Below are 24,856 nucleotides of genomic sequence, written 5' to 3' on the forward strand. Positions count from 1 at the left end.
CCCTCATTTCACTTATTAAGGACTTGTAAATATGGCTTCCATATCGTCTTTTTGCTGTATACTGCTAACATTTTCTTCAGCTTGACCCTGTACTCCTAAAATATCCTTCATTTCATCTGAACGGTCCTTTCTTTCATCTGCACCTGTCTCCTCAGTCACCGAGGATGGTGAAGTTGTTAGTGAATCATCTGTGTTACTTGCAGTGTAGTTTCCAGAAGTCCATGTGTCGAAATCTTGTGTACCCTGGTTATAAGAAATTTCGTCCTGTCTTACGAATGGTATTGGTTCATTTGGACTCACTTTGCTCAGATCCCGATCCAATGCGGTACGTACGGAAGTCTCGAGCTGTTGTTCCGCTCTCCGGACAATATTCGGATCACTCTTGATCAACTGAATAACTTCCTGATTAGGAGGGTAATTCGGAACCGCCTTTTCCTGCATTTCCGGTTCAACATAAGTGAGGGCATAAATAGAAGCTTTATGGATATAAGCATCAACCATAGCGCTGGAGAACAATAAGATTTCCTGCTCGCTTAAGGTTGTCCAAAAGGCTGGATTCGACAGCTTGTCAATCCGCTTCTTTGCCAAAATGATATAATCCTGACCCGTCGGAAACTGAATCCGGATATCCACCACATCTTCTTGTCTCAAATTGCTGGGTAGCCATATCGACTTCATTTCCCGGTTCCGTAAATCTCGGGGAGTGATTTCTTCTTCAAACAGCATTCCAAGTGTAATCGGCGTTCCCTGCCGAAGCTCAATCTTCACGCCCTTCCCAGCAACATCTTCTTTTCTAGTCGGAAGATTATCGGGAGAGGCTTCTAATGGCAGACGGATTTCTTGCAAATCTTTATTATCAATAAAGTGCCCTGCCGGAATGTCCTTGCGCGGAACCCAAGCCGTCCTCATCGATTTCAGGTCACCGATCTGTGCCTCTTCCAATGCCTCAATCCTCAGCTGATATTTCCGTGTTTCATCCGCATGACGATTGACATTGTCACTTTGGATAAAATAAAATCCCCCTGCTAGAACAACACTCATGAATCCAGCTCCAGCAAGTCCGGCATACAGCATTTTTTTGCTGCGCCGTGTAATGATTGGCATTTGTTCATTCTCCTTTCAAGTACAGGGATTACCCCCATGCAAAACGGAATCTTTTTTTGCGCTCTTTATGCAGTAAGAATCCTTCATAAATGATTTCCATAGCCTTTTCTGCCTCCAAGGACATCTCAAATGGATCTCTATGAAGCGGAATGGCTACAACTTTACTGCCACCAAGTGATTTGCGAAGCTGCTGCACGGCACTAGAAGAAGCAAGCGGCAAAGCGTAAACCCGGTTTGGCTGATCATGACGTGCCAGCATTCGAGCCAAAGTTAGTACATCGTGCTGACGCCACTCGGCAGCTGAACCAATAATGATCGGAACATCCGCCCGAAGAAATTCTTCGAGCCGTTCACTATCACGATACGTTCCCAGATCTAGCACTACCGCATCATAATCGCCTGCTAGCACAGAGATGACATCTCCCCTTGATGTTTGGCGCCAGTAGTCAATACCATTAATTGAAAACTTGCGGACAGACCCTGTAGGCGCGCCTTCAGCTATTTCCTGTATACGTGTAAAGGCTGCTCGGCCCGTCCCCATTTCAACAAGTGCCACTTTGCTGTACCTTCGAGCTAAAAAATGTCCGATAGTTATACAGCTATGTGTCGTACCTACCCCTGGTGAGGTTCCTAGTACAGCAGTCACCAGTGTACCCGCCGCTCTTGCTTTAGACGTTGATCGTTGATCATTTCCTGCAGTACTAAGTGCCTGAGCCACCTCTTCAGCTGACTGGTATCGAAATTCCGGCTGATGCTGAAGAAGCTTACGCATGACGGGGAGCATCCCCTTGGAAATATCTCTTCGAATATGCTGCTCTACACCTGTAAACCATTCACTGTATTTGCCTCCCGTTGTAAGAAATAGAAGGAGCGCACCCAGTCCGTACAGATCCGATCTTGCATCACTTTGACCACCACCGTACTGTTCTGGTGCCGCAAACCCGACCGTACCGAGCTTAACCGTATCCTCATTCCGTTCCTGCTTGTAGCTACGGGCAATACCAAAGTCAATGAGCCTAACCTCCATTTCCTCCGTCAGCATAATATTGGATGGCTTAAGGTCCCTGAAAACGACGGGAGGCTGATGGGAATGAAGATAGCCAAGCACTTCAAGCAGCTGGTGAGCAAGCTGATGGATGAAATCAGCGGTCAGATGTCCTTTATAGCCTCGCAAATATTTATCGAGAGTCATTCCATGAATATAATCCATAACCATATAGGTATAACCAGCCTCATCGGGCTGGAAAAAATCCACGATCCGCGGCAGACGGGCATGGCTTAACGTGGTCAGCAGTTCGGCTTCTGCCTGCACCGTCTGAAACATGCCCGGCTGGGTCACGCTTTCTTTAACCGCCCATTTCTTCCCAGGCAGCTTCAAGTCTTCTGCCAAGTAAACACAGCTCATTCCACCCTCACCGAGCTTCCGTTCGATCCGGTAACGCTCCCCAAGTATCATTCCACGCTCCATTTTTGAAGGATGGTGCATTGCATCGTCCCCCTCTTTCTATACCAGTGGCCGTAAAAAAAGAAAGCACCCCGCCGGACCATCACGGTAAAACCGTGTTGATCCTGCGGGATGCTTTCCCTATCAAGCCGTTGGTTAATTTTGGAATCATTATAGATCATATTTAAACCATTTGTAAAGAGATTTATAAATTTTAGTACTTAATCATATATAGAGTTATTTCATCCCGGTTATGAAACAGCTGTTTTGCTCCCTGAATCTGCATCCGGGATTGTTCAAAAATATCTATGATATCATGAACAAGAGCCATCGGTTTTTTAGTCAGAAGCTTAACCGTAACCACTGCTGTGCCACCCGGAGCTAGACTGTAGAGCAAATCCGTTACCAATCTGGCCATCTGTTTCGGGCTCCAACTCATATCACAGACGAGCAGATCAAACTGAGATTCCTTGAATTTAACCTCGGAGGCATTCTTATTAACAATTCTCAGGTTTGGATGATGAATCAAGGATTCATGCATTTTCGCCGGATCCACTGCTGTAACCTGAAGTCCTCTTTCCAGCAAAAAACTGCTCCAGCCACCAGGAGCTGCACCAATGTCCAACGCATTACGGAAGGAATCGAAAGGAATGCCGAACTGTTTCTCGGCTTCCAACAGTTTAAACTTGGCACGTGAAATTTGACCTTCCTCACGCTGAAATCGTATAGCACCACCATTCCAGTCGGATAAATTACGGTCAGGTTGTGATACACCTAGATACCAGGTGTCTTTTGCCGCAAATAGAGAAATCACCCATTCCGGATCCTGTACCGTGAATTCCATCTCCAAAGGAGCTAATCTTTCCTGCAGCTGATCACGCAATGCGCCAGGGTTTTCAGTCCAGCTGCTGCCCTCCGCTTTTCTAACCTGCACAGATACACGACTTCCTTCAAGGTACTCTCTCTTCAGTAAATAAGATACAGCCTGCTCGAAAGCTTGATCTTTGTCAGCTCCCGGGATTTCCATAACAACCGGGAATATATGCCGCAAAAAGATAGGGGCCTTCTCCAAAATGCGTTCTGTAGCCTCTTGTAACGTCGTTGCCAGCGTAACTATGAAGACTTCCCCCGGAATAAGCATCGTGCTCTTCAAGCTGCCAAACAGGCGGCGAAGTTCTTCCTGCGCATAAGGCGCGAAACCATGATTGGCGGTACATATTAACTTTGCTGAGTGCTGTTCATTCACTTGCTCATTTACTGCGTTTTGTTCATCCAAGTGGATTACCCTCCAGAAATTACTTTGATCCAAGGACGTCCTCCGTCCCATTCCAGATCGACATCAATATCATAAGTCCGTTTTATAAGCTCTTTGTTTAATACTTCTTCTTTACGTCCTGATCCAGCCAATTGGCCGTCTTTAATCAATGCAACATGAGTAAAAAGTGGTACGATTTCCTCAATATGATGAGTTACATAGACAACTGCTACATCCCTTTGTCTTAAACGGTCTATCTCCAGCAGCATTTTTTCACGTTCATACAAATCTAGTCCTGCACAAGGCTCATCCAAAATGAGTAGCTTCGGATTGGCCATCAAAGATCGGGCCAGCATGACCTTCTTGCGCTCTCCCTGAGACAAAGTGCCAAGCGGATGCTCCGCCAAATGACTGAAATTCATTTCCTCGAGCATCTTCAGCGCTTTTTCCTTTACATCCTGAGGAATGGTCTGGTAAAAACGTAAAAAAGCGAAGGCGCCAGTAGCAACGACTTCCCATACCGGGTCACTGAGTGACAGCTTCTCCATGAGGGATTGACTAATATAACCAATTTCTTTCCGTACTTCCCGGACATCACTGCGTCCATAGACATTGCCCAAAACTTCCACACGACCACTGCTCGGAAACAGATAACCTGTCATCATCTCGAGCAGTGTCGTTTTACCGGAACCATTCCGTCCGAGTATGACCCAGTTCTCCCCCGAACCCATTTCAAGGGACACATCTTTCAGGATCTGCTCATCTCCTCTTCGGAGGAAAATATTTTGAAGTGAAATCATAACATCACACCCCTAACAAAGTTTAAAATATCCTGCACAGACCCCATACGGTAAAGCACTTGAGGAGGCTTGTCAGGCGTTCCTGAAATGGCAAGTAGAGCAGGAACACTTCGTATTTGATACTGCTGCACCACTACTGGCAAAAAATTGACATCCGCTTCCAATAGAGTTCCTTCCGGCAGAAGCTGTTCCGTGACGTCCAGCATTTTGCGGGCCGCCCCGCAAGTGCCGCATAACGGAGTATACAGAAATACGATAACCGGGGAAGTTTTCTTATCCCGGTGAACCAAACGTTCCTGCCATGCAAGACGCTCGATCAATTCACGCTCCGATAAAGAAATCATGAGGAGGACCCGGCCACTTTCCGTATGACTTCATCAGGCATAGGGCCGTTATGCACAGTAACGCTGGCAGGCATATTTTCGTAAAGCATCTCATACATTTTTCTTCTTCCCCATGGACTGGACGTGTGCAAATAAATTTGACGGGGATATAGCTTTTCAACAACCATAGCAGCAACGACATCTCCACCACTCATCTGATCCGGGCCAAGCTCAAAATCGAGTGATAAAATGTCCACTTCGCATTCCCGCAACATCATAAGACACTCTTCTCCATTACGCGCAAGGGCAAATCCCTTCGGGCAAGCGCGCCAATCATCCAGATACAGATGAATCATGTTCAATCCTCTCCTTGTTCAAGCCCAGGACAGCACCTCCGCTATATCCTCGCGATGCGTCCCATCCTCTCCCTGTTCACTTTCCAAAATAAACGCTTTGCCGGCCAGCTCCGGTGATCGTACCAGTGCCTGAAGTGCTTCTGTACCTATCATACCGCGTCCGACGCGCGCATGCCGATCTTTTCTCGACCCTGCTCCGTATTTAGAATCGTTTAAATGCACGGCGACCAGTTGATCCCAGTATCCCAGTTCCGTGCCTTTATGAAGCAAACTCTCTGTGCCTTTGATGTCCCACTGTCCGGCTGCAAACAGATGACAGGTATCCATACAAAAACCGATTTTGTGAGGTTCATCAGCCAATTCTCTGACCTTTACCGATTCTTCTAGTGTCATACCCATGTCTCCGTGATCGCCAGCCTGATTCTCGATCAGCAGCTTGGCCCTGCCCGTCCACTTGGATAGGACATCATTCATACACCGGATAATATGCTGATATCCTTGAAGAACATTTTCGCCTTTCAAATGTCCAAAATGAACAACGATTCCCAGCGATCCGCAACCTTCAGCAATAATTAAATCGTTCATAAGAGATTCAACCGTGAGACGATAGTGCTCCTCTCCTCTGCTTAGACCGACAGCCATATTGCTTGGATACGGAGTGTGTGCAACAGACGCAAGATCGTGCTCCCTACAGTATTCTGCACAGGCCAGGGCGTCTTTGAAATCAGGTGTTTTTATGTGCAGACTACGAGGATTTTTCGGGAAATATTGAAATGCCTTACCTCCAAGCTGATCAATATGACGGGCTGCTCCCAAGAAACCTCCGCGCGTGCTAACATGACTTCCAATGCGGATGTTACATTTCATGCTGACAATTTGGACATAAGAACACCTTGCGTCCAGTTATCTCTGTTTTGACAATCGATGTACCGCAGCGAACACAAGGCTCACCCTCATGGTCATATATCTTGCACTGATCAGCGTAATGTCCAGTCAAATCATCATCTTCGGTAAAGGGCATTTCCATATACCCTCCGCCTTCAGTTGCTTCTTTCAGGACATGATGTATACTCTCATAAAGCTGTTCCAGAGTTTCATTGGTCAGATTTTGAACCTTGGAAGCTGGATGAATTTTCGCGTGAAAAGCGATTTCGTCTGCATAGCAGTTGCCGATCCCCGCTGACGCTTGCTGGTTAACAAGCAGACTTTTGAGGGCGCCGCGGCGTTTCTTCATGAGACTGACAAAGCGTTCCTTTGTCATTCTTCGATCAAGAAGTTCCGGCCCAAGCTGACTTAACGCTTCCTCTGTTTCTTTTGCTGACAGCTGATGAAGATACCCTAGACGAAGTCCGATAAAATACAACACCTTATCACCAAAAGATATTTCGATCTGAGTTGTCCGGGAAGGGCGTTCTTCATCGCCACGGGTCATATACAACAGTCCACCAAGCATAAGATGCAGAAGCAAACGACGTCCATTGTTCAGATGAAAAATGAGGTATTTTCCTCTTCTCTCCACGAAAATCACTTTGGAACCCATTAGGCTGGCTGAAAATTCCGCTGGAGGTACATTGATTGATTTATCCCGGTTTACAATCACATTGCTAATCGGAATGTTCAGGATACTAGCTGATAGCATTTTCCTGTAATTTTCCATCTCCGGAAGTTCCGGCATGATTCATCTACCCCTTCGTGTCACACATCATAATTGTTATGTCTACTCCGTCAATTGCATAGCAGCTTCGCTGCTTCGTATAGGTCTTGGCATATATAGTCGGGACGGACACCGGCAGCAGTTATGTGGGCTTCCATATTATCATTGGTCGTGATACCTGTCATTACTAGTACCGTTCTGCATCCGGCATTTGCACCGGCAGCTATATCTGTTCTCAGATTATCACCGACCATGGCGGTTTCGGACGGAGAAAGCCCCAGCCGATCTGTCGCATATTTCATCAGAATCGATGAAGGCTTTCCAATTACAACAGGCTTCACCCCGGAAGCAGCTTCAATAGCAGCACCCAGAGAACCTGCACCTGGTGTTAATCCTGTATCTGATGGCAGTAGTAAATCCGGATTCGTAAGCACGGAGGCGGCACCTTCATGAATCCATTGAACGGCTTTAGCTAATGAGACGTAGTTGAATGAACGATCGATCCCTTGAACTACATATTGAGGCTGTTCATCCGTTATGCTTAAGCCAGCATCTGTGAGCGCTCGCTCTAGTCCCTCTTCTCCCAGAATCGCCACTTTTGCGCCAGGTGATTCATGAGCAATATAATTCGCAGCAGCCAAGGATGAAGTACAGACTTCCTCTGGAGATGCTGGGATTCCCATCCCGATGAGATGTTCAGCTACTTGTTCCGGGGTCCGGGAAGAATTGTTTGTTACAAATAGGTAAGGCACCTTTTTTTCACGAAGCTGCTGTATTAGGACATCCGCACCATCAATCATGTTCTTTCCATGATATAACGTTCCGTCGAGGTCTAGCAGCAATCCTTTCACTTGTTCCACGATAACACCTTCTTTGTCTGTCTTTGTTTATTGGGTTTACTATTAACATAATTAATTAACTTTCTGGAACATTAACATTCAACTTATAAAAACCTACTTAGACGATCATCCTTCATACTTTAAACCAATATGTAATGTAACAACGATTTGCGGTTACCACTATGTCTCATTGTAAAAGATGGGACAATACCCTGCAACCACATACGTTACCAGGAACGTCATAACATGACCACATCGCCGGACTTTTGACCCGCTGTTGGTCGAATAGGATCGAAGGTTGTCCAAGCAGTAGATTTCGTGAGAAGACCTTGTCATTTCCTGCGCTTTCCCGGAAAATAATTCAGTTTATTTCCTCATCTCTGTACAGGATAAAGCCCGAAATCCTCCGCTAATCTTGTATTCGGAAATACTTGTTTTGCCTCATCAAGCAGGGGCTGTAAATGCTCGGTATCCTTATAACGGGAACTAAAATGCGTAAGCATTAGTTCCTTCACTCCCGCTTCAGATGCCGCTTCTGCAGCCTGTAGAGCGGTGCTGTGATAGTACTCATTTGCAATATCCTGAAGCTCATGCATGAAGGTTGCCTCATGAACCAAAAGATCCGAACCCTTGGCAAGAGGTACAATATTAGCACATGGCCGAGTATCTCCAAGAATGGTAACAATTCGTCCCTTTTTGGGAGCGAGTAACACATCTGCCGCATGGACCTCCTGGCCATCTGGGGTCTGTACACTTTCTCCACGTTTAAGCCGTCCGTATAATGGACCCGGTTTAAGTCCATACGACTCCAATCGTTCCAAGTCCAAGTTGCCCGGGCGATCTTTTTCCGTAATTCGGTAACCAAAGCTTTCAGCCCGATGTTCAAGCAGTGCAGATTCCACACGGAACCCATCGTCCTCAAACAACACTCCACCGCTGTGCTCAACGACTTCCAGAGAATAATTAACCCGCGATTGACTGATATCCAGTGATGTTTCAATATAAGCTTTAATTCCCTTTGGTCCATAAATGGTAACTGGCGAGGTTGCTCCCTGAGCGCTGCGACTGGATAAAAGACCTGGCAATCCGAAAATATGATCACCATGCAGATGGGTAATAAATATTTTCTCAAGTCTTGTCATTTTCAACGGGGATCGGAGAATCTGATGCTGCGTCCCTTCTCCACAATCAAATAACCACATGCTACGCCTTTCCTCCAGCAATCTTAGTGCAATTGAGGTAACGTTCCGCTGCAGCGTCGGAACCCCTGCGTTCGTCCCTAAAAAATAGAGTTCCATGCCTCTTCTCCCCTTCCAGGTGTGTAAACCGAGAAATCCCCCGAAAATATCGGAGGATTTCCAGTAAGTTTACAACCGCATTCTAATTGTTGTTTATGCTTTATCCACGTTAAAATATTTTGCTTCCGGGTGGCTAAATACCATTGCCGAAACAGAGGCTTCAGGTTCCATCATAAAGCCTTCGGTAAGGTGAACCCCCATGTCTTCCGGTTTCATCAGTTTAAACAGAGGCTCTTGATCCTCCAGATCCGGACAAGCTGGATAACCGAAGGATACCCGAATTCCTTGATACCTTGCTCCGAGTCGTCTCTTCATGGTCATATCTTCTGGATCCGGAAATCCCCATGAATCCCGCATCATATGATGGACACGTTCAGCAAGCGCCTCAGCGGTCTCAAGAGCAACAGACTGCAGCGCATGAGAACGTAAATAGTCTCCCTTGTCTTTCCATTCTGCGGAAAGCTTGCCTACTCCGTGCCCAGCCGTTACGACCAGGAAGCCGACATAATCCATGACCCCACTTTCGACCGATCTCAAGAAATCGGACAAGCAGAGATATGGTTCCACCTGCTGCCTCGGAAAGCTGAACCGGTGAAGAACTGTTGCATTATCCTCCGGATCATAGATCAGAATATCATCACCCTCCGACTGTGCCGGGAAGAAGCGATACATCGCATGGGCTTGAATGATTCCGTCTTGAGTAGCTTCTTGTAATATATCATCTACTGTTGCTTTTAGGGAAACGGCTTTTGGATCCTGAGCTTGCAGTAGTTGTTCTACGGAACCGCGCAGACCTAAATGGTGTCCTAGAAGCATCTGCATATTGATATAAGGTAGTATATGAGATATTGGATAGCTACGAATGACATGCCGCTCCATATCCGGTGGAATGTACACCGGTGCATCGGAAGATATTTTTGACCGTTTAACCCGTGTTTGTTCTGGCAAGTGTTTTTCTACTTGTGCTTCAGACGAGTCGGCTTCCCGTTCCGCGTTAATATGATCTTCAATTTCCTTCCGTTGAACTGGATCACTGAGCTTGTTGGCAATATCCAATCCATCCATAGCATCTTTGGCATACAGAACCATACCTTCATACTCAGGCCGGATTCGTGTTCTCGTGAATTTGCGTGTCAGTGCCGCACCGCCAACCATAATTGGCACACTGATACCGGCTGTTTTCAAATCCTGTGCCGTCAAAACCATCTGTTGGGCGGACTTCACCAGAAGGCCGGATAAACCAATTGCATCGGGCTTTTCACGACGGTAAGCCTCAATGATTTGCTCCGGTGGTACTTTTATACCCAAATTGATGATGTCGTAACCATTGTTACCCAGGATGATTTCGACGAGGTTTTTACCAATATCGTGAACGTCACCTTTTACAGTCGCGAGCATAATTTTGCCTTTAACCGACGTTTCGTTCTTCTCCATAAATTGTTCTAGATGAGCTACGGAAGCTTTCATTACTTCTGCGCTCTGCAAAACCTCAGCCACAATCAGCTCATTGTTGTTAAACAACCGGCCAACTTCCGTCATTCCTGCCATAAGCGGTCCGTTAATGACTTCAAGTGCACTATACTTCTTCAATGCCTCGTTCAAATCCGGGATGAGACCTTCTTTGGTGCCTTCCACAACATAAGTAGCCAGGCGATCTTCTAGGCTTAAGTTTGATATTTTTTCTTTCTTCTCTACCTTCTTGTTCCGGAACGCTGCCACAAAGGCTGCAAGCGTCGAATCATTGGTACGGTAGATCAGATCTTCAGCCAGACGACGCTCCTCTTCAGGTATCGATGCGTAACGCTCCAGCTTCTCTGTATTAACAATGGCGTAATCAAGTCCCGCTTTTGTGCACTCATACAAAAATACGGAATTGAGCACTTCTCTCCCGGCTTCAGGAAGACCGAAAGAAACATTACTGATCCCAAGGATCGTATGGCATTCAGGCATCGCTTTTTTAATGAGGCGTATCCCTTCAATCGTTTCCTGTGCTGATCCGATATACTGCTCATCACCTGTGCCGACCGGAAACACCAAGGTATCAAAAATGATATCCTCCGGCTTGATGCCATACTTATTAACAAGCAGATCATACGAACGGCGAGCAACATTAAGCTTATCATTGCGATGAATAGCCTGTCCGCTCTCGTCAATTGTACCAACGACTACAGCCGCCCCGTATTTATGAACCAACGGAGTTACCTTTTCGAACTTTTCTTCACCATCTTCAAGGTTAATGGAGTTAATTATCGCTTTACCTTGCGAATAGCTGAGTGCTAGATCAATGACTTCAGGATCTGTAGTGTCCACCATTAGTGGTACCTTAACCTTTTTAACAACAAGCTCCAGAAATTTAATCATGTCATCTTGCTCTTCACGGTCCGGATCTTGGACGCAAATATCGATCACATGGGCCCCATTTTTGACTTGAGCGCGGGCAATTTCGGATGCTTCCTCGTATTTCCCTTCAACAATAAGACGCTTAAATTTACGGGAACCCAGGACATTTGTCCGTTCTCCAACCATGTACGGCCGGTTCTCCTGCTCGATATAGACAGGATCAATACCTGATAATGCAGGTAGGTGAGACCCGTTAAGCTGACGAGGTGGATACTGACTCATAGTATTAGACAAAGCACGGATATGATCCGGCGTAGTTCCGCAGCAGCCTCCGGCGATGTTAAGCCATCCTTTTTCCGCAAAAGCGCCCATCTTTTGAGCCAAAGAATCCGGAGACTCATGGTAATGTCCATTCTCATCAGGCAAACCTGCATTCGGGTAGCAGCTTACCGCCGCTTTAGACATATCTGACAAGGAGCGAATATGGTCCCTCATAAATTCCGGTCCTGTAGCGCAGTTTAAACCGATCGATATCGGTTCGATATGTTCCAGTGATATGTAAAAAGCTTCAATATTCTGACCGGCCAGGGTCGTACCCATCGGCTCAATTGTGCCCGAAACCATGATTGGCAGCTGAATGCCTGATTTATCAAACGCTTGTCGTATGCCAATCGTTCCGGCCTTCACGTTAAGTGTATCCTGTGACGTTTCGAGCAGTAAGGCATCAACGCCGCCTTCTATTAATGCAACAGCCTGTTCTTCGTAACTTTCAACTAACTCTTGAAACGTAACTCCTCCGGTAACCGACAGTGTTTTCGTAGTCGGCCCCATTGCCCCAACAACATAACGAGGTTTCTCGGGAGTTGAATATTTTGCAACAGCGGCGAGCGCCAGACGAGCCGCCTCCAAATTGATCTCTCGGGCAAGCTGAGGTACATCATATTCAGCCAATACGACCGAGGTTGCACCAAACGTGTTGGTTTCAATCAGATCTGCGCCCGCTTCCAGATATAGTTCGTGAATGGATTGAATGACATCCGGGCGATTTAACACCAGCATTTCGTTGCAGCCGTCCAAGTCGTCTCCGCCGAAATCCTGCGGTGAGAGGTCCTCCTGCTGTATCATGGTGCCCATAGCGCCATCAAGGATTAATATTCGTTCTTTTAGTACTTCTTGTAAGCTAGGTTTGCTCAATGTTAACCCTCCCCGCAAAACGTTAAATCTTAGTGTAACAGAATATTTTTCAATAGAAAAGAACGAGATCTGAGGAAATGTGCGCCGTTTCAGCCTTAATTGATATTTTTCTAATGACAAATTACCATGACGAGGCTATAATACTTATTAATCCAAGTGGAGAAAGAGGGATAGGATATGGCAGAAATCGTTATTCGTAACACGAACGAGCGGATCACCGGAGTGGATAATGTTCGGGATTTTTTGAACAAACAGGAAGTTATTTATGAGCATTGGAACATTGAAAAGCTGCCGGAAGACTTGCAGACAAACTTTGCCTTGACCGATGAGGAGAAAAAACGCATTCTCGGTATTTATGATGCAGAAATCCGTGATTTGGCCTCCCGCCGTGGATATAAAATTTGGGATGTCATCACTCTATCCGAGTCGACGCCTAATCTGGAAGAGCTGTTGAATAAGTTTGAGGAAGTTCACACGCATTCTGAGGATGAAATCCGTGCAATCGTAGGTGGTAAAGGTATTTTCATTATTAAAGGTGCCGATGACGTTGGCTACTTCAATGTTGAGCTTGAACCAGGTGATGTTATTTCCGTACCGGAAAATACACCACATTTCTTCACCTTGATGGACAATCGTCAAATTATTGCTGTGCGTCTTTTTGTTGAAGAGAATGGATGGGTAGCCCATCCCGTTGCTGACCCAGGTTTTCAATAAAGCAATTGTATCATTTACTTGTATAAAAACTGTGGGGGTGTCTTAAAAGGTCCATTGACCTGGGACGCCCCTTTGCCTGTACTAAGACGCTACGTGCTTGACAGCTTATAAACATTGACAAAATAGAAACCCTCTCATTGGTAAAATGAAGTGTCAAGCTACAAAACCAAGTAGGCCATCCAAGGATGAATGAAGTGCCCCCTGTCAAGTAGACAGTGTAAAAAACAAAAATGGTTAGATTATTCCCCTCAGTTCAAGTTAACAGAGCTGAGGGTTTATTTTCTTTTCTCATCGTTAAGCAGCTCGTCGATACTCGTTGGGAGACAAGCCATTTAATCGCTCTGTATAGCGGTAATTGTTGTAGTAGCGGATATAATTTCTCACGTCTTCGAGGACGTCATCATAGGTGTCGTGTTTCGTCAGATAAAAGCTTTCTGCCTTCAATGTACCCCAAAATCGTTCAATGGGTTGGTTATCCAGGCATCGGCTCACACGAGACATACTTTTAGTAAAACCGTACTTAACCTGAAGTCGACTGTACTCATGTGAGGTATATTGGAAGCCTCTGTCGCTATGGAGAAGTGGAGTCACCCCCGGGTTCCTCCCGTAAGCTTTCTTCACCGTATCCATAACGAGTTTATTATTGTTGGAGTGGCTTAGAACCCATGAAACGATGGAGTTATCGTATACATCAACGATAGCGCTCAGATAGGCTTTACGACCATTCCCATACTTCAATTCTGTTACGTCTGTGCACCACTTCATATTAGGAGCATCTGCTTGAAATTCACGATTCATTACATTTTCAGCTACATGGATTTCAGAGGCTCTCACGTAGTTCGGTCGTTTCTTGCGAATCACCGATTTCAATCCAAGAGCACGCATAATTCGATAATAACGCTTTTTGTTGTAATTCCTTTTGAGTTTACGGTTTAATTGTGTGCGGATTTGACGATAGCCAAGAACCCCCTTTCGCTTGTCATAGCGAAGTTTCACTTCCTTAGCGAGCGAAAGAATTTCAAGTTCCCGGGTGGATGGCTTCCATTTCAGCCATTTATAATAGGCAGATCGAGCGATTCCGGCTATCTCACACAGCTTCGTGAGGGCATAACCTTTCTCAGCGTGCAGTTCTTGGATAGCTTGGTACAAGTCCACATGCCGGACTAACGTTAGCGTGAATTTCGTCGCTTGATCTCTGCCAACTTTTTTGCGAGGGCGTTCTCCATTTCTAAATATTCGTTCCGTGCTTCCAGTTCTTTGATCCGAAGCTTGAGTCGTTCATGGTCATCTAGCTCTTCTACAGGCTTTTTGCGACCACGATTGTCCTTGAGAGACTCCTCGCCGCCAGATTTATATTTTTGCACCCATGAGTAGACCTGGGTATAAGAAACATTATATTTTTCCATGGATTTCTGATAATCCAAATCATTGGCGATCGTATACTGCGCGATTTCAATGCGTTCTTCGAAAGTGGTTTTACGTCCTTTATTCATATGAGATAGTCCTTTTCCTTTACGAGTAGGTTTTATTTCTTCCCTACAAGTATACTTGGAAATCCATCCCGTCAAAACACTTTTACTCGAAATATGATACTTCTTTGTCGCCTCTCGTATAGAATGATTTCCGGATAAAACATCCCTGATGGCAGCAAGCTTCAGTTCCTTTGAATATGCTTTACATCCTCTGGATTTCTTTAATCCTTCATAACCATCTGCTCTATATTTCCTTATCCAATCTTTAACCGTGTTTTTATCTACCCCCAACTGCTTGGCTTCATAACTAGGGGTCGTCTCATGCTGAAGGCATCGCTTTACGATACGTAACTTTACATCAAAAGAAATTGGATTCCTTTTGGACATCATAAAAAACTCCCATCATTAGTAGAGTAGAATTTTGTTTTTTTCTACTGTCTACTATGATGGGAGCATATCAGAATTCTTGGACGGCCTGTTTTTTTCGGTCACGCTTTAACCTATTCAGTTACTTTAAGCTCTTTCATCGGCATAGAGTGCTGTCCAAGTGCAGTTACGTGTGATACAATCCGGTAAGTCCCCGGTTCTTTAAACGTCTTTTCCAGCTCGTAACTTCCACCTTGTGAATGCTTTACCGGAACTTTTGCCTGCATACCTCCACCTTCACGTGTGATTTCAAATTCAACAAGGTTTGCATCCTCGACAGGCTCACCAGATTGGGTCACCTTCGCTTGGATTATCACTTTCTCCCCGACAGCAGCCGTTTCAGCATTCAGAGTAAGCTCCACTAAGATCGGATCCATCATCATTAGCTCCTCATTCTTGTCTGCTTTGCTATCACTGCAGGCTGCCAAGGCGATTGCCACCATAATCATAGCGGAAATCAAAGCGTATCTTTTCTTTTTCACGATATCCACCTACTTTTTGAAATCATATGTAATACCTTTTTTATATTTTTTTCCTAATTCTTCAATTGTTCCATCATTATACATCTATTTAAACTGTCTAACATGTTCATTCACTTACAATTCTGTGACATTTGTCACAAAAAATAAACAAGAAAAAAGCCGGTAACCTCCACATCAATATGTGAGACGTCCGGCTTGCTCTTGTCTTTTAAGCTTGTTATGTTTTTATGAATTGACGAAAATTACAAAGAAGACAATATGTCATGAAGCTCTGACAAACTCTGAATTTCATAGTCCGGTACAATGGAGGAATCTTTAGGACGGTCCGTCCGGTTGATCCATACGGTTGTCAGTCCCGCAGCGTTTCCACCCTTAATGTCGGTAGTCAGCTTATCCCCTACCATCACAGCATTTTCCGGTTCAACCCCCAGTAAACCAAGAGCATGGGTGAAAATAGATGCATCCGGTTTACCTTTTCCAAAATCGCCCGAAATAACGATGTGATTAAAATAAGTTGCAAGTTCTGGAACTCCATCCAACTTTTCCTGTTGCAAATCAGGACTGCCATTCGTTAAAAGCAACAGCTTCACAGTGTTCTGCAGCTCTTTCAGCACATCAAACGTTTCATCATACACATACGGACGCTTTCTTCGTTCAGCAGCAAACCGTTCTGCTAGCTCTTCTGCCAGTTCATCGTTCTCTACTCCTAGAGACTTCAGCCCTCTGCGCCATGATTCTTTACGATAAACAGGAGCGAGCTCCTGAAGACGGCGGAACTCCGGCTGATCGCCTGCTGTAAAGTTCGCCCACAAGCCTTCAAATGGGTTAATGCCAATCAATTTCGTAAATGCAAAGGTGTCATAGGATTCGTACAAAGAGCGCGCTTCGCTTCGAACTGCTGTGAGCAGAGCGGTTGCATCAATTCCGGTGCTTTCCGCCCCAGCCTGACAAGTTACCTCAAATGCTTCCTCTACACTTCTTTCATCCCACAATAGCGTATCATCCAGGTCAAACAGTACCGCAGTTGCCGGCATCTCTCCATCTCCCTTTACATGCCCTCTAAAATAGCAGGCAAATCCATTATTCGTGCTCTACTGGGATATTATTGACTTTCGCAAATTGCTCCAGTCTTTCCCCCATCGCTTTTGTATCATAACGGTTAATCAAACGCGAGAACACCCAATTTCCGCCGCGAGCTTTATTCTCAATGACAACAGAACCTTGCAAAATTCTGATTTTGGATATTTCCGATGCCGTCAGCTTACGTTCGCGGTTAAATTTGAAAGTCGATACTGTGCTGCGTCCTACTTTCAAGTATGGTTTCCGTAAAAAAATCATCAAAGCCAACAAAATGTACAAACTGACTCCGATGTAGTTCATTGTCTTACTGCCTGTTCCCGCATCAACTGTAGCCAACCCGAGCAGCGCATAAAGAACAGCCAGTGCAAGCAAAATGATTGGCAGAACGTATTTACGTCCTTTAAATACATCTCCGTCACTGGTTGAAGTGTTCGTCGTTCCAAGTATTGCTTGTCCCTGCTTCTTGCGCTGTTTGTTAAGTTGAGACATATTCTTGCTAACTTTTCTTTCCCATGAACGAGACATGAGTCTCCCCCTCTTCGCTAAACTTCATATTATAGATCTCTTGAGCAGACAAGCGGAAAACGTTTAATGTTTCAAACCAGGACCGTCTTTCTCTTCATCTACCCATTCGATTGAATCCAACTGCTGTCGGAAGTTTCTCCGAAGATTATTAAGATAGACTTCACGAAGCTCGGAACGTTCTTTTTGTTCCTCCTCCGTCAACCCTTCATTTTTGTTTTTTCTCGCCAGAACGTTTATACGTTCTATTAAAGCATCGATATCCATACCTTCGCCTCCAATAAAAAATTCATTCTTAACTTTGACATGTCAAAAAGAGCTTGTCAAGGAAACCTCTCCTTACCAAGCTCGCATATGTGCTCTTCTTTATATTATACCATTATTTTAACAGATTATAAATTCCGTATCGGTGTATCATATCTTTCACCATAGAGGCAACGACAACACATCTCCAGCTTGAATATCCGGTCCTTTCAACTCATTAACTTCCCTAATAGAACTGATATATACCCTCGTGTCCATCTTCTTCGGTTTATGAGCCGCTGCAATACTCCAGAGCGAGTCACCAGGCTGCACAATAATATTCTTCTCCGCTGTCGGTTTCTCCAATCCCCCGGCAAAAACGGAAAATGCACCAGTACATCCTAAAACAACAATCAGCAGAATGAGAATCAATTTACCAACCCCACGTGACTTAATCAACTCTACCGTACGATTCCATAGAGAAGCCTGGCTATGTGTCTCTTCCTGAAACTGTCCTTCATAAATACTGCGGTATGTAGTGTATCTCAACATAATCATCATCCCCCAAACAAGTGTTCTCTTATGGATTTAAATATAACACGAACACTTGTTTGATTCAATACTTTTACGAACGGTTGTTCTATTTATTTTTTTAGAACTTATGTTTGTGCGAACGGAAGTTCTATGTTATAATTTTCCCAAACGTTACTAAATGGGGTTGATACGGAATGTCGAAGATATCCAGCCGCCAGCAGGCGATATTGGAATTTATCCGCAACGAAGTTCGGAGCAAGGGCTACCCGCCTTCCGTACGAGAAATCGGTGAGGCTGTCGGACTGGCTTCCAGTTCAACAGTACATGGTCATCTGGATCGTTTGGAGAAGAAAGGCTTAATCCGTCGTGACCCTACGAAGCCAAGAGCCATTGAGCTGCTCGGGCAAGAAGAATCGGAGAACAGTAATTTATTCACACACACCATCTCCAGAGTTCCTGTCGTCGGTAAAGTTACTGCCGGTGTTCCTATCACTGCTACAGAGAACATTGAAGACTATTTCCCTCTACCGCAACATTTTGTAGGGGACAACAAAGTATTCATGTTAACCGTAATGGGTGACAGTATGGTTGAAGCTGGCATTCATAATGGGGATTATGTGATCGTCCGTCAGCAGCAGACCGCTGACAACGGCGACATTGTCGTAGCTATGACCGAGGAAGATGAAGCCACTGTGAAAACTTTTTATAAAGAGAAAGACCACATCCGTCTCCAACCGGAGAATCCGACATATGAGCCTCTTCGCTTAAACCATGTCACCATACTTGGTAAAGTTGTCGGCGTATTTAGAGATATCCACTAGGTTTAATCTCCATACACAAATTAAAGGTTACCGTCTTGTCTTGGACAAGCGGTAACCTTTTTTATATCTTCTTTTGGAATTCCGTCTTAGGTATAACGTAAAATCCACTATATTAACATAACCTAACCCTTCTGATCTATAGTAAGAAAGCATTTTTCCATGCCCCTTATTTCCTATCTCCTACTTCCTTTTTTTAATTCTGACGTCCCATTGTTTAAAACATGGGCACTTTATATAATATTTCCAGCCCATACCGACTGGATGGTATCTGAATGAAAATGAAAGCGTTCAAACATTTAGTAACCATTTGGCGAGAAAAAAAGTGAAGGAGACAAGGATGATGAAGAAGAAGATTGGGATTATTACGGCAGCTATTGTAGTAATGTTGACCTTGGTTTTTGTACCGGTACAGCAATCTTACAGTGCGGAGGGGTCTGCGACAACCGGCATTGTCGGTAGTGCTCTTGATGGACAGTTTAACCTCAGTCATGTTATCAAAATTTATGTTCCGTCAACGGTAAAGGGCAATATTCCGATTACTGAAGAAGCACAGCAAAAGTATGTTGATCAGGCACTCACGAAATTTTCCGAATGGTTTGGCGGTGCTACGGCTCTAGATGGTGAAGGTGCTTGGGTCGATAAAGACAAAACACTGATCAAGGAAAACGTAACGATTGTGTACGCTTTTGCTGAAACATTAGATAAAAAATCGATTAATCAAGTGGTGGCTTACGCAAAGCAACTGAAAGAAGATCTCGCTCAGGCTTCGATATCCCTTGAAGTGGATGGTAAGATGTATTTCATTGAATAATAACGGCCTCATTTTAAATCTAATGGAATCACAATTCATTTCTAATACGGAGTATTCAGGTACCTAATAGTATAAGAAATATGTTGATCTACAGCTCAAGCTTTGTTTTCTTCTGATGATGCCTTTGCGAAGCTAGAAAAATTATCAGAATTGCATGCTAAAAAGATCATTACCGATGAGGAATATCAAACAAAGAAAAATGAACTTCTTTCGTCAATATGATAAGTGAAATAAAGATAGCCATAAATAAACAAAAAAATGAAGACCCTACCACTATAACTGGTAGGGTCTTCGTTCGTTTTTCTTAATCACGATCTACGTGTTTATAACTCCTCTTTTCGATATCGATATCACTCGGTCCTATTTGGACCCATTGTCCAACATTTCTATCCGTGTATGCATACGTGACATGCGGCTCGTCCTCAAATATAATGTATACAGGAAATCGAGGTATTTTGCTAAAACGTGCTTTTATACTTGCAATATCCTCTTCGTTATAGTTTTTTTCATTAATAAGGTAGGAATGTAAATCATCCTCAAGCTTATTTAACTTCGATTGTAATAAAATATACCCAAGAATTAAAAGAATGACTAAAATTGCAAAGAACCATACGACTTTCTTCATATAAGCTACCCCCACAAACAAAAACCCTCAGCGCTTAGAGCGCCAAGGGTTTCAGCTATTAGTACAGAGTCATGTATTGATCGCGTTCCCATTGATGAACTTGCGTTCTATACATATCCCATTCGATTTCTTTCAGTTCGAAGAAGTGAGCCAAGGCGTGATCGCCAAGTGCATCACAGATGACTTCGTTGCGGAGCATTTCATTCACAGCTTCCTTCAGGTTAGCTGGCAGGCTAGGAATGCCTTCTTCGATACGCTCTTCTTCAGACATCACATAGATGTTACGGTCGATCGGAGCTGGCAATGTAAGCTTGCGCTTGATTCCGTCAAGACCTGCTTTAAGCATAACAGCCAAAGCCAGGTAAGGGTTAGCAGCCGGGTCCGGGTTACGAACTTCCACACGGGTGCTTAGACCACGGGAAGCTGGAATACGGATCATCGGGCTGCGGTTGCTCGCAGACCATGCTACGTAACAAGGAGCTTCATAGCCTGGAACGAGACGCTTATAGGAGTTTACGGTAGGATTGGTAATGGCCGCAAAAGCACGTGCGTGCTTAAGCTCACCAGCCATAAAGTGACGTGCGGTCGCGCTAAGACCCAACTCATCACTTTCATCTACGAACATATTCTCTTTACCATTAAAGAGCGACATGTTACAGTGCATACCTGAACCGTTCACGCCGAACAACGGCTTAGGCATAAATGTAGCGATCAAACCGTGCTGACGAGCAATCGTTTTGACAACGAGCTTGAAAGTTTGGATCTGGTCAGCTGCTTTAATAGCATTCGCATATTTAAAATCGATCTCGTGCTGTCCTGGAGCAACTTCATGATGGGATGCTTCAATTTCAAAGCCCATCTCTTCCAGTGTAAGCACGATATCGCGGCGGCAGTTCTCACCAAGGTCCGTAGGAGCCAGATCGAAATATCCGCCTTGGTCATTAAGTTCCATTGTTGGGTTGCCTTTTTCGTCTGTCTTGAACAGGAAAAATTCCGGCTCAGGACCGACATTCATAGACGTAAATCCCATTTCTTCCGCTTCTTTCAGACATCTCTTCAAAATGCCGCGTGGATCACCTGCAAACGGATTGCCGTCAGGCATGTAAACATCACAGATCAGACGAGCTACACGGTCTTGGGAAACCCAAGGGAAAATTACCCAGGTGTCAAGGTCCGGATAAAGATACATATCCGATTCTTCGATCCGTACATAACCTTCGATAGAAGAGCCGTCAAACATCATTTTGTTATCTAGAGCTTTAGGCAGCTGACTTACTGGAATTTCCACGTTCTTAATCGTTCCCAGCAAATCGGTAAACTGCAAGCGGATAAACCTAACGTTTTCTTCCTTGGCAATGCGCAGAATATCTTCCTTCGAATAACTCAACTCTATCCTCTCCCTCACAAAAGATCTGTTTATTTATTAAAAAAACGGGACAATTCTCCTTGAATCAAAGACACTTGACCCGGTCTTTTAGCCGTAATCAATTCCTGTTTTAACAGGCGGCGGAGCTGCGATTCCGACATTTCCCTGCGTCTGTTCTCGGTGTCAGGTGTAATAACGGTTGCCTCTTCCGATTCCTTCGTTACCGGATTCATCACCTGTTTGATTCCCGCAATATTAACGCCCTTCTCAATCAATGCTTTAATCTCCAGAAGACGTTCTACATCGTTAAAAGAAAACAGCCGTTGGTTGCCTGACGTCCGCGCAGGTACGATCAAACTGTGCTGCTCGTAGTAACGAATTTGCCTTGCGGACAAATCGGTGAGCTTCATGACAATACCAATTGGAAATAAAGCCATATTTCTCCGGATCTCATCACCCATAACCCATCAACCTTCCAAGTGATCTTTTCTGTTCAATTGTATATTTCCTGCTTTAATGTGTCAACCCTATGTTAGGAAATCTCACAACAAATTCCGTTCTTTCATCGTTTGCAGTGCCATTAGCACTCCATACTTAACATGGGAATAGGTCAAACCGCCTTGCATATATCCGATGTAAGGCTCACGGACAGGCGCATCGGCCGACAATTCCAGACTTCCACCCTGAATAAACGTTCCAGCCGCCATAATTACGGGATGCTCATAACCAGGCATATCCCATGGTTCGGGTACCACATGGCTGTCTACTGCAGCTGCCCGCTGGATTCCCTGAACAAAAGCAATCAAATGTTCCGGACCGGAGAAAGAAACCGCCTGAATCAAATCGGTTCTCTTCTCATTCCAAGCTGGCTTGGTCACGAAACCGACCTCTTCGAAGATAGCAGCCGCAAATATGCTTCCCTTGACGGCTTGTCCTACTGTATTCGGTGCAAGAAACAATCCTTGGTAAATCCCGCGTGTAGTTCCCAACATGGCACCTACTTCACGGCCGATACCTGGCGCTGTCAATCGGTATGCAGCTTGATCTACATATTTCTCTTTACCGCAAATATAACCACCGGTTTCTGCTAACCCGCCACCGGGATTTTTAATGAGCGAACCTGCCATCAAATCCACGCCAACCTCTGTCGGTTCATGCTCCTCTGTGAACTCTCCGTAACAGTTATCTACGAACACGATAACGTCCTGCTTGATAGCTTTAACCTTGTCCACCATCACACCGATTTCTTCCACTGTAAAGGAGGAACGCCAGTCATAACCGCGTGAACGCTGAATCCCGATCACCTTGGTTGCGGAGTTTACAGCTTTACTTACTCCGTCCCAATCAATTCCCCCGTCTTCAAGCAGACTAACTTCACGGTAGCCGATGCCAAAATCCTTCAGCGAACCCGTACCGTCTCCCTCTTCCCCAATAACCTTGTGGAGCGTGTCGTAAGGACGCCCCGTTATGTATAGTAATTCATCTCCCGGGCGCAAAACGCCAAACAAAGCTGTGGATATCGTATGCGTCCCGGAAGCAAAATGAGGACGTACCAGGGCCGATTCGGCCCTGAATATGTCAGCATAAACTTCATCCAGTACTTCCCGCCCGCGGTCGTTGTATGCATAACCAGTCGAACCAGCGAAGTGAAAGTCACTTACTTTGCTCCGCTGAAACGCTTCAATGACCTTCCACTGGTTCCGGTCAACAATGCGGTCAATTTCTCGTAAACTCTCTACGATCTTTTGTTCTGCCAAACCACTTAATTCTTCGATGTCTTTCGAAAATCTAGCCATTTCGTACGGTCTCTCCTCTGTCTCTCTCATAATTTTCACAACTACTGTTCGAGATAATCCTTCAGCATATAACCCATCTTGTCATAATCCGTTTTGTTAATCCGGACTTCATATATAATGTCGTTCTCTTCGAAGGTCTGCTCGATAACGTCCCCAATCCGGTATAAGGTAGAGCTGACATCTCCACGATCCGCAGGAATGCGGAATTTTACGTTACCTCCCGAAAGATGCTCCTGAATCGCATGCTTTACTGAATCTAGATCTTTCTCATCATAAGCACTGATCTTCAGGAATCCTTCGCCAGAAGGAAGCATCTCCAGTTGCTCCGGATCACAAGCGTCTTTTTTATTAAACAAGACTAATTGAGGTTTATCTGCCGCGCCAAGATCTTCCAAAATAGACTGTACGACGGACATCTGATCTTCCCGCATTGCTGAGGAAGCATCTACTACATGCAGGATCAAATCTGCTTCATTGGCCTCTTCCAGTGTTGCACGGAACGCAGCAATCAGATCGTGCGGCAGATTTTGAATAAATCCAACCGTATCGGTCAACACGACTTCTTTGCCGCTCGGCAGCTCTAACACTCGGGATGTTGGGTCCAGTGTAGCAAACAATTTATTTTCAATATAAACATCCGCTGCAGTCAAACGATTCAGCAGCGTAGACTTTCCCGCATTCGTATAGCCAACCAGAGCTACTTGAACCGCTCCGGTCTTCTTCCGGCGCTCACGGTGCAGAACACGATGTTTTGTTATTTCGTCCAGCTGGCGTTTTAAGTCACTAATCCGGCCTCTGATATGCCGACGGTCCGTTTCAAGTTTGCTTTCGCCGGGTCCTCTCGTACCTATACCGCCTCCAAGCCGTGACAGGTTTTTACCGTGGCCTGACAAGCGCGGCAGCAAATAGCTGTGTTGAGCGAGCTCTACCTGGATGATCCCTTCACGGGTCTTGGCACGCTGCGCAAAAATATCTAAAATCAATTGCGTTCTGTCAATAATTTTCACATCTAAAGTTTCTTCCAGATTACGAACCTGTGCTCCAGACAGCTCCTGATCAAATATGGCCGTGTTGGCTTCCAAGCCGTCAATAGCCATACGGAGTTCTTCCACTTTACCTTTTCCGATAAACCACTTGGAATCCGGTGTTTCACGGTTTTGTGTAATAACCTCGAGGACCTGAACACCTGCGGTTTCAGCCAATTGAACAAGCTCTTGAAGTGAATGTTCGGTATTGATACCTGACCTCTTTACTTGATCAGTTACAAGACTAACCAGTACAGCTTTATCCGGTAAATTAGTCTTCGTCTCGTGAATGTCATTTGCCATAGTCATTGCTCCTTTAATCTTTGATGTCA

Annotated in this window: 27 protein-coding genes; 4 read left to right on the forward strand and 23 right to left on the reverse strand. The window is 45.0% G+C overall.

Features of this window, described 5'->3' with window-relative positions:
* Positions 1-15 precede the first annotated feature (15 nt).
* The 11 genes from B9N86_RS16380 to metH all read right to left on the reverse strand — a co-directional run bounded on the left by B9N86_RS16380 (position 16) and on the right by metH (position 12,607).
* Positions 16-1,104, reverse strand: a complete 1,089-nt coding sequence (locus tag B9N86_RS16380; RefSeq protein ID WP_208914234.1) for an SAF domain-containing protein — start codon at positions 1,102-1,104, stop codon at positions 16-18.
* A 28-nt stretch (positions 1,105-1,132) separates the two neighbouring features.
* Entirely contained in the window at positions 1,133-2,590 is a 1,458-nt protein-coding gene (locus B9N86_RS16385) for a serine/threonine protein kinase (RefSeq protein WP_208914235.1), read from the reverse strand.
* A 172-nt stretch (positions 2,591-2,762) separates the two neighbouring features.
* Positions 2,763-3,824, reverse strand: coding sequence for a 23S rRNA (cytidine(2498)-2'-O)-methyltransferase RlmM (locus B9N86_RS16390; protein ID WP_244562729.1), 1,062 nt, complete (start codon positions 3,822-3,824; stop codon positions 2,763-2,765).
* Positions 3,825-3,829: 5 nt separating this feature from the next.
* The gene (locus B9N86_RS16395) at positions 3,830-4,603 is read right to left on the reverse strand and encodes an ABC transporter ATP-binding protein (protein ID WP_208914237.1); all 774 of its coding nucleotides are present in this window, start codon (positions 4,601-4,603) and stop codon (positions 3,830-3,832) included.
* Entirely contained in the window at positions 4,600-4,947 is a 348-nt protein-coding gene (locus B9N86_RS16400; RefSeq protein ID WP_208914238.1) for a thioredoxin family protein, read from the reverse strand. Before B9N86_RS16400 ends, B9N86_RS16395 begins: the two co-directional genes overlap by 4 nt.
* Positions 4,944-5,282 (reverse strand): cyclic-phosphate processing receiver domain-containing protein, encoded by a 339-nt coding sequence (locus tag B9N86_RS16405; protein ID WP_208914239.1) that lies wholly within the window; start codon positions 5,280-5,282, stop codon positions 4,944-4,946. Before B9N86_RS16405 ends, B9N86_RS16400 begins: the two co-directional genes overlap by 4 nt.
* A gap of 18 nt (positions 5,283-5,300) precedes the next feature.
* Positions 5,301-6,149, reverse strand: coding sequence for a deoxyribonuclease IV (locus B9N86_RS16410; protein ID WP_208914240.1), 849 nt, complete (start codon positions 6,147-6,149; stop codon positions 5,301-5,303).
* Complete coding sequence (mutM, locus tag B9N86_RS16415; protein WP_208914241.1) at positions 6,139-6,957, reverse strand: DNA-formamidopyrimidine glycosylase; 819 nt, start codon at positions 6,955-6,957, stop codon at positions 6,139-6,141. Before mutM ends, B9N86_RS16410 begins: the two co-directional genes overlap by 11 nt.
* 50 nt (positions 6,958-7,007) lie before the next feature.
* Positions 7,008-7,796: a TIGR01457 family HAD-type hydrolase gene (locus B9N86_RS16420; protein ID WP_208914242.1), complete on the reverse strand. Its 789-nt coding sequence runs from the start codon at positions 7,794-7,796 to the stop codon at positions 7,008-7,010.
* A gap of 353 nt (positions 7,797-8,149) precedes the next feature.
* Complete coding sequence (gene rnz / locus B9N86_RS16425) at positions 8,150-9,073, reverse strand: ribonuclease Z (RefSeq protein ID WP_208914243.1); 924 nt, start codon at positions 9,071-9,073, stop codon at positions 8,150-8,152.
* A 93-nt stretch (positions 9,074-9,166) separates the two neighbouring features.
* Complete coding sequence (metH, locus tag B9N86_RS16430) at positions 9,167-12,607, reverse strand: methionine synthase (protein ID WP_208914244.1); 3,441 nt, start codon at positions 12,605-12,607, stop codon at positions 9,167-9,169.
* 177 nt (positions 12,608-12,784) lie between these two features.
* Here metH and B9N86_RS16435 point away from each other — a divergent pair, with 177 nt between their 5' ends.
* Positions 12,785-13,321, forward strand: coding sequence for a cupin domain-containing protein (locus B9N86_RS16435; protein ID WP_208914245.1), 537 nt, complete (start codon positions 12,785-12,787; stop codon positions 13,319-13,321).
* A 294-nt stretch (positions 13,322-13,615) separates the two neighbouring features.
* On the opposite strand, the gene B9N86_RS16440 is transcribed toward B9N86_RS16435, so the two are convergent.
* From B9N86_RS16440 to B9N86_RS16470, 7 genes are all read right to left on the reverse strand, one after another.
* The gene (locus B9N86_RS16440; protein WP_210190586.1) at positions 13,616-14,476 is read right to left on the reverse strand and encodes an IS3 family transposase; all 861 of its coding nucleotides are present in this window, start codon (positions 14,474-14,476) and stop codon (positions 13,616-13,618) included.
* 14 nt (positions 14,477-14,490) lie between these two features.
* On the reverse strand, positions 14,491-15,183 hold the full coding sequence (locus B9N86_RS16445; RefSeq protein WP_208914247.1) for a helix-turn-helix domain-containing protein: 693 nt from the start codon (positions 15,181-15,183) through the stop codon (positions 14,491-14,493).
* A gap of 110 nt (positions 15,184-15,293) precedes the next feature.
* A complete protein-coding gene (locus tag B9N86_RS16450; RefSeq protein ID WP_208914248.1) occupies positions 15,294-15,701 on the reverse strand; it encodes a FixH family protein in 408 nt (135 codons plus the stop codon).
* A gap of 242 nt (positions 15,702-15,943) precedes the next feature.
* A complete protein-coding gene (locus B9N86_RS16455; protein ID WP_208914249.1) occupies positions 15,944-16,735 on the reverse strand; it encodes an HAD family hydrolase in 792 nt (263 codons plus the stop codon).
* A 46-nt stretch (positions 16,736-16,781) separates the two neighbouring features.
* Positions 16,782-17,306 carry a hypothetical protein gene (locus tag B9N86_RS16460; RefSeq protein WP_208914250.1) on the reverse strand — a complete coding sequence of 175 codons (525 nt, stop codon included), beginning with the start codon at positions 17,304-17,306 and terminating at the stop codon, positions 16,782-16,784.
* A gap of 63 nt (positions 17,307-17,369) precedes the next feature.
* On the reverse strand, positions 17,370-17,570 hold the full coding sequence (locus B9N86_RS16465; protein WP_208914251.1) for a DUF896 domain-containing protein: 201 nt from the start codon (positions 17,568-17,570) through the stop codon (positions 17,370-17,372).
* A gap of 156 nt (positions 17,571-17,726) precedes the next feature.
* A complete protein-coding gene (locus B9N86_RS16470; protein ID WP_208914252.1) occupies positions 17,727-18,098 on the reverse strand; it encodes a LysM peptidoglycan-binding domain-containing protein in 372 nt (123 codons plus the stop codon).
* A 176-nt stretch (positions 18,099-18,274) separates the two neighbouring features.
* Between B9N86_RS16470 and lexA the strand changes: the two genes are divergently transcribed.
* The 3 genes from lexA (at position 18,275) to B9N86_RS31005 (ending at position 19,934) form a co-directional block, all read left to right on the forward strand.
* Positions 18,275-18,901 carry a transcriptional repressor LexA gene (gene lexA / locus B9N86_RS16475; RefSeq protein ID WP_208914253.1) on the forward strand — a complete coding sequence of 209 codons (627 nt, stop codon included), beginning with the start codon at positions 18,275-18,277 and terminating at the stop codon, positions 18,899-18,901.
* A 337-nt stretch (positions 18,902-19,238) separates the two neighbouring features.
* Complete coding sequence (locus B9N86_RS16480) at positions 19,239-19,712, forward strand: DUF3574 domain-containing protein (RefSeq protein WP_244562730.1); 474 nt, start codon at positions 19,239-19,241, stop codon at positions 19,710-19,712.
* Between the two features lie 102 nt (positions 19,713-19,814).
* Positions 19,815-19,934, forward strand: a complete 120-nt coding sequence (locus B9N86_RS31005; protein ID WP_208914254.1) for an SHOCT domain-containing protein — start codon at positions 19,815-19,817, stop codon at positions 19,932-19,934.
* Positions 19,935-20,016: 82 nt separating this feature from the next.
* On the opposite strand, the gene B9N86_RS16490 is transcribed toward B9N86_RS31005, so the two are convergent.
* From B9N86_RS16490 to hflX, 5 genes are all read right to left on the reverse strand, one after another.
* Positions 20,017-20,337, reverse strand: coding sequence for a DUF3139 domain-containing protein (locus tag B9N86_RS16490; protein WP_208914255.1), 321 nt, complete (start codon positions 20,335-20,337; stop codon positions 20,017-20,019).
* A gap of 58 nt (positions 20,338-20,395) precedes the next feature.
* Positions 20,396-21,724 (reverse strand): type I glutamate--ammonia ligase, encoded by a 1,329-nt coding sequence (glnA, locus tag B9N86_RS16495; RefSeq protein ID WP_208914256.1) that lies wholly within the window; start codon positions 21,722-21,724, stop codon positions 20,396-20,398.
* Between the two features lie 29 nt (positions 21,725-21,753).
* Positions 21,754-22,164: a MerR family transcriptional regulator gene (locus tag B9N86_RS16500; RefSeq protein ID WP_208914257.1), complete on the reverse strand. Its 411-nt coding sequence runs from the start codon at positions 22,162-22,164 to the stop codon at positions 21,754-21,756.
* A gap of 81 nt (positions 22,165-22,245) precedes the next feature.
* Positions 22,246-23,499, reverse strand: a complete 1,254-nt coding sequence (locus tag B9N86_RS16505; protein ID WP_208914258.1) for a methionine gamma-lyase family protein — start codon at positions 23,497-23,499, stop codon at positions 22,246-22,248.
* 41 nt (positions 23,500-23,540) lie between these two features.
* Positions 23,541-24,827 carry a GTPase HflX gene (gene hflX / locus B9N86_RS16510; RefSeq protein WP_208914259.1) on the reverse strand — a complete coding sequence of 429 codons (1,287 nt, stop codon included), beginning with the start codon at positions 24,825-24,827 and terminating at the stop codon, positions 23,541-23,543.
* Between the last annotated feature and the right edge of the window lie 29 nt (positions 24,828-24,856).

Source organism: Paenibacillus uliginis N3/975 (assembly GCF_900177425.1).
Lineage (GTDB): Bacteria > Bacillota > Bacilli > Paenibacillales > Paenibacillaceae > Paenibacillus_AQ > Paenibacillus_AQ uliginis.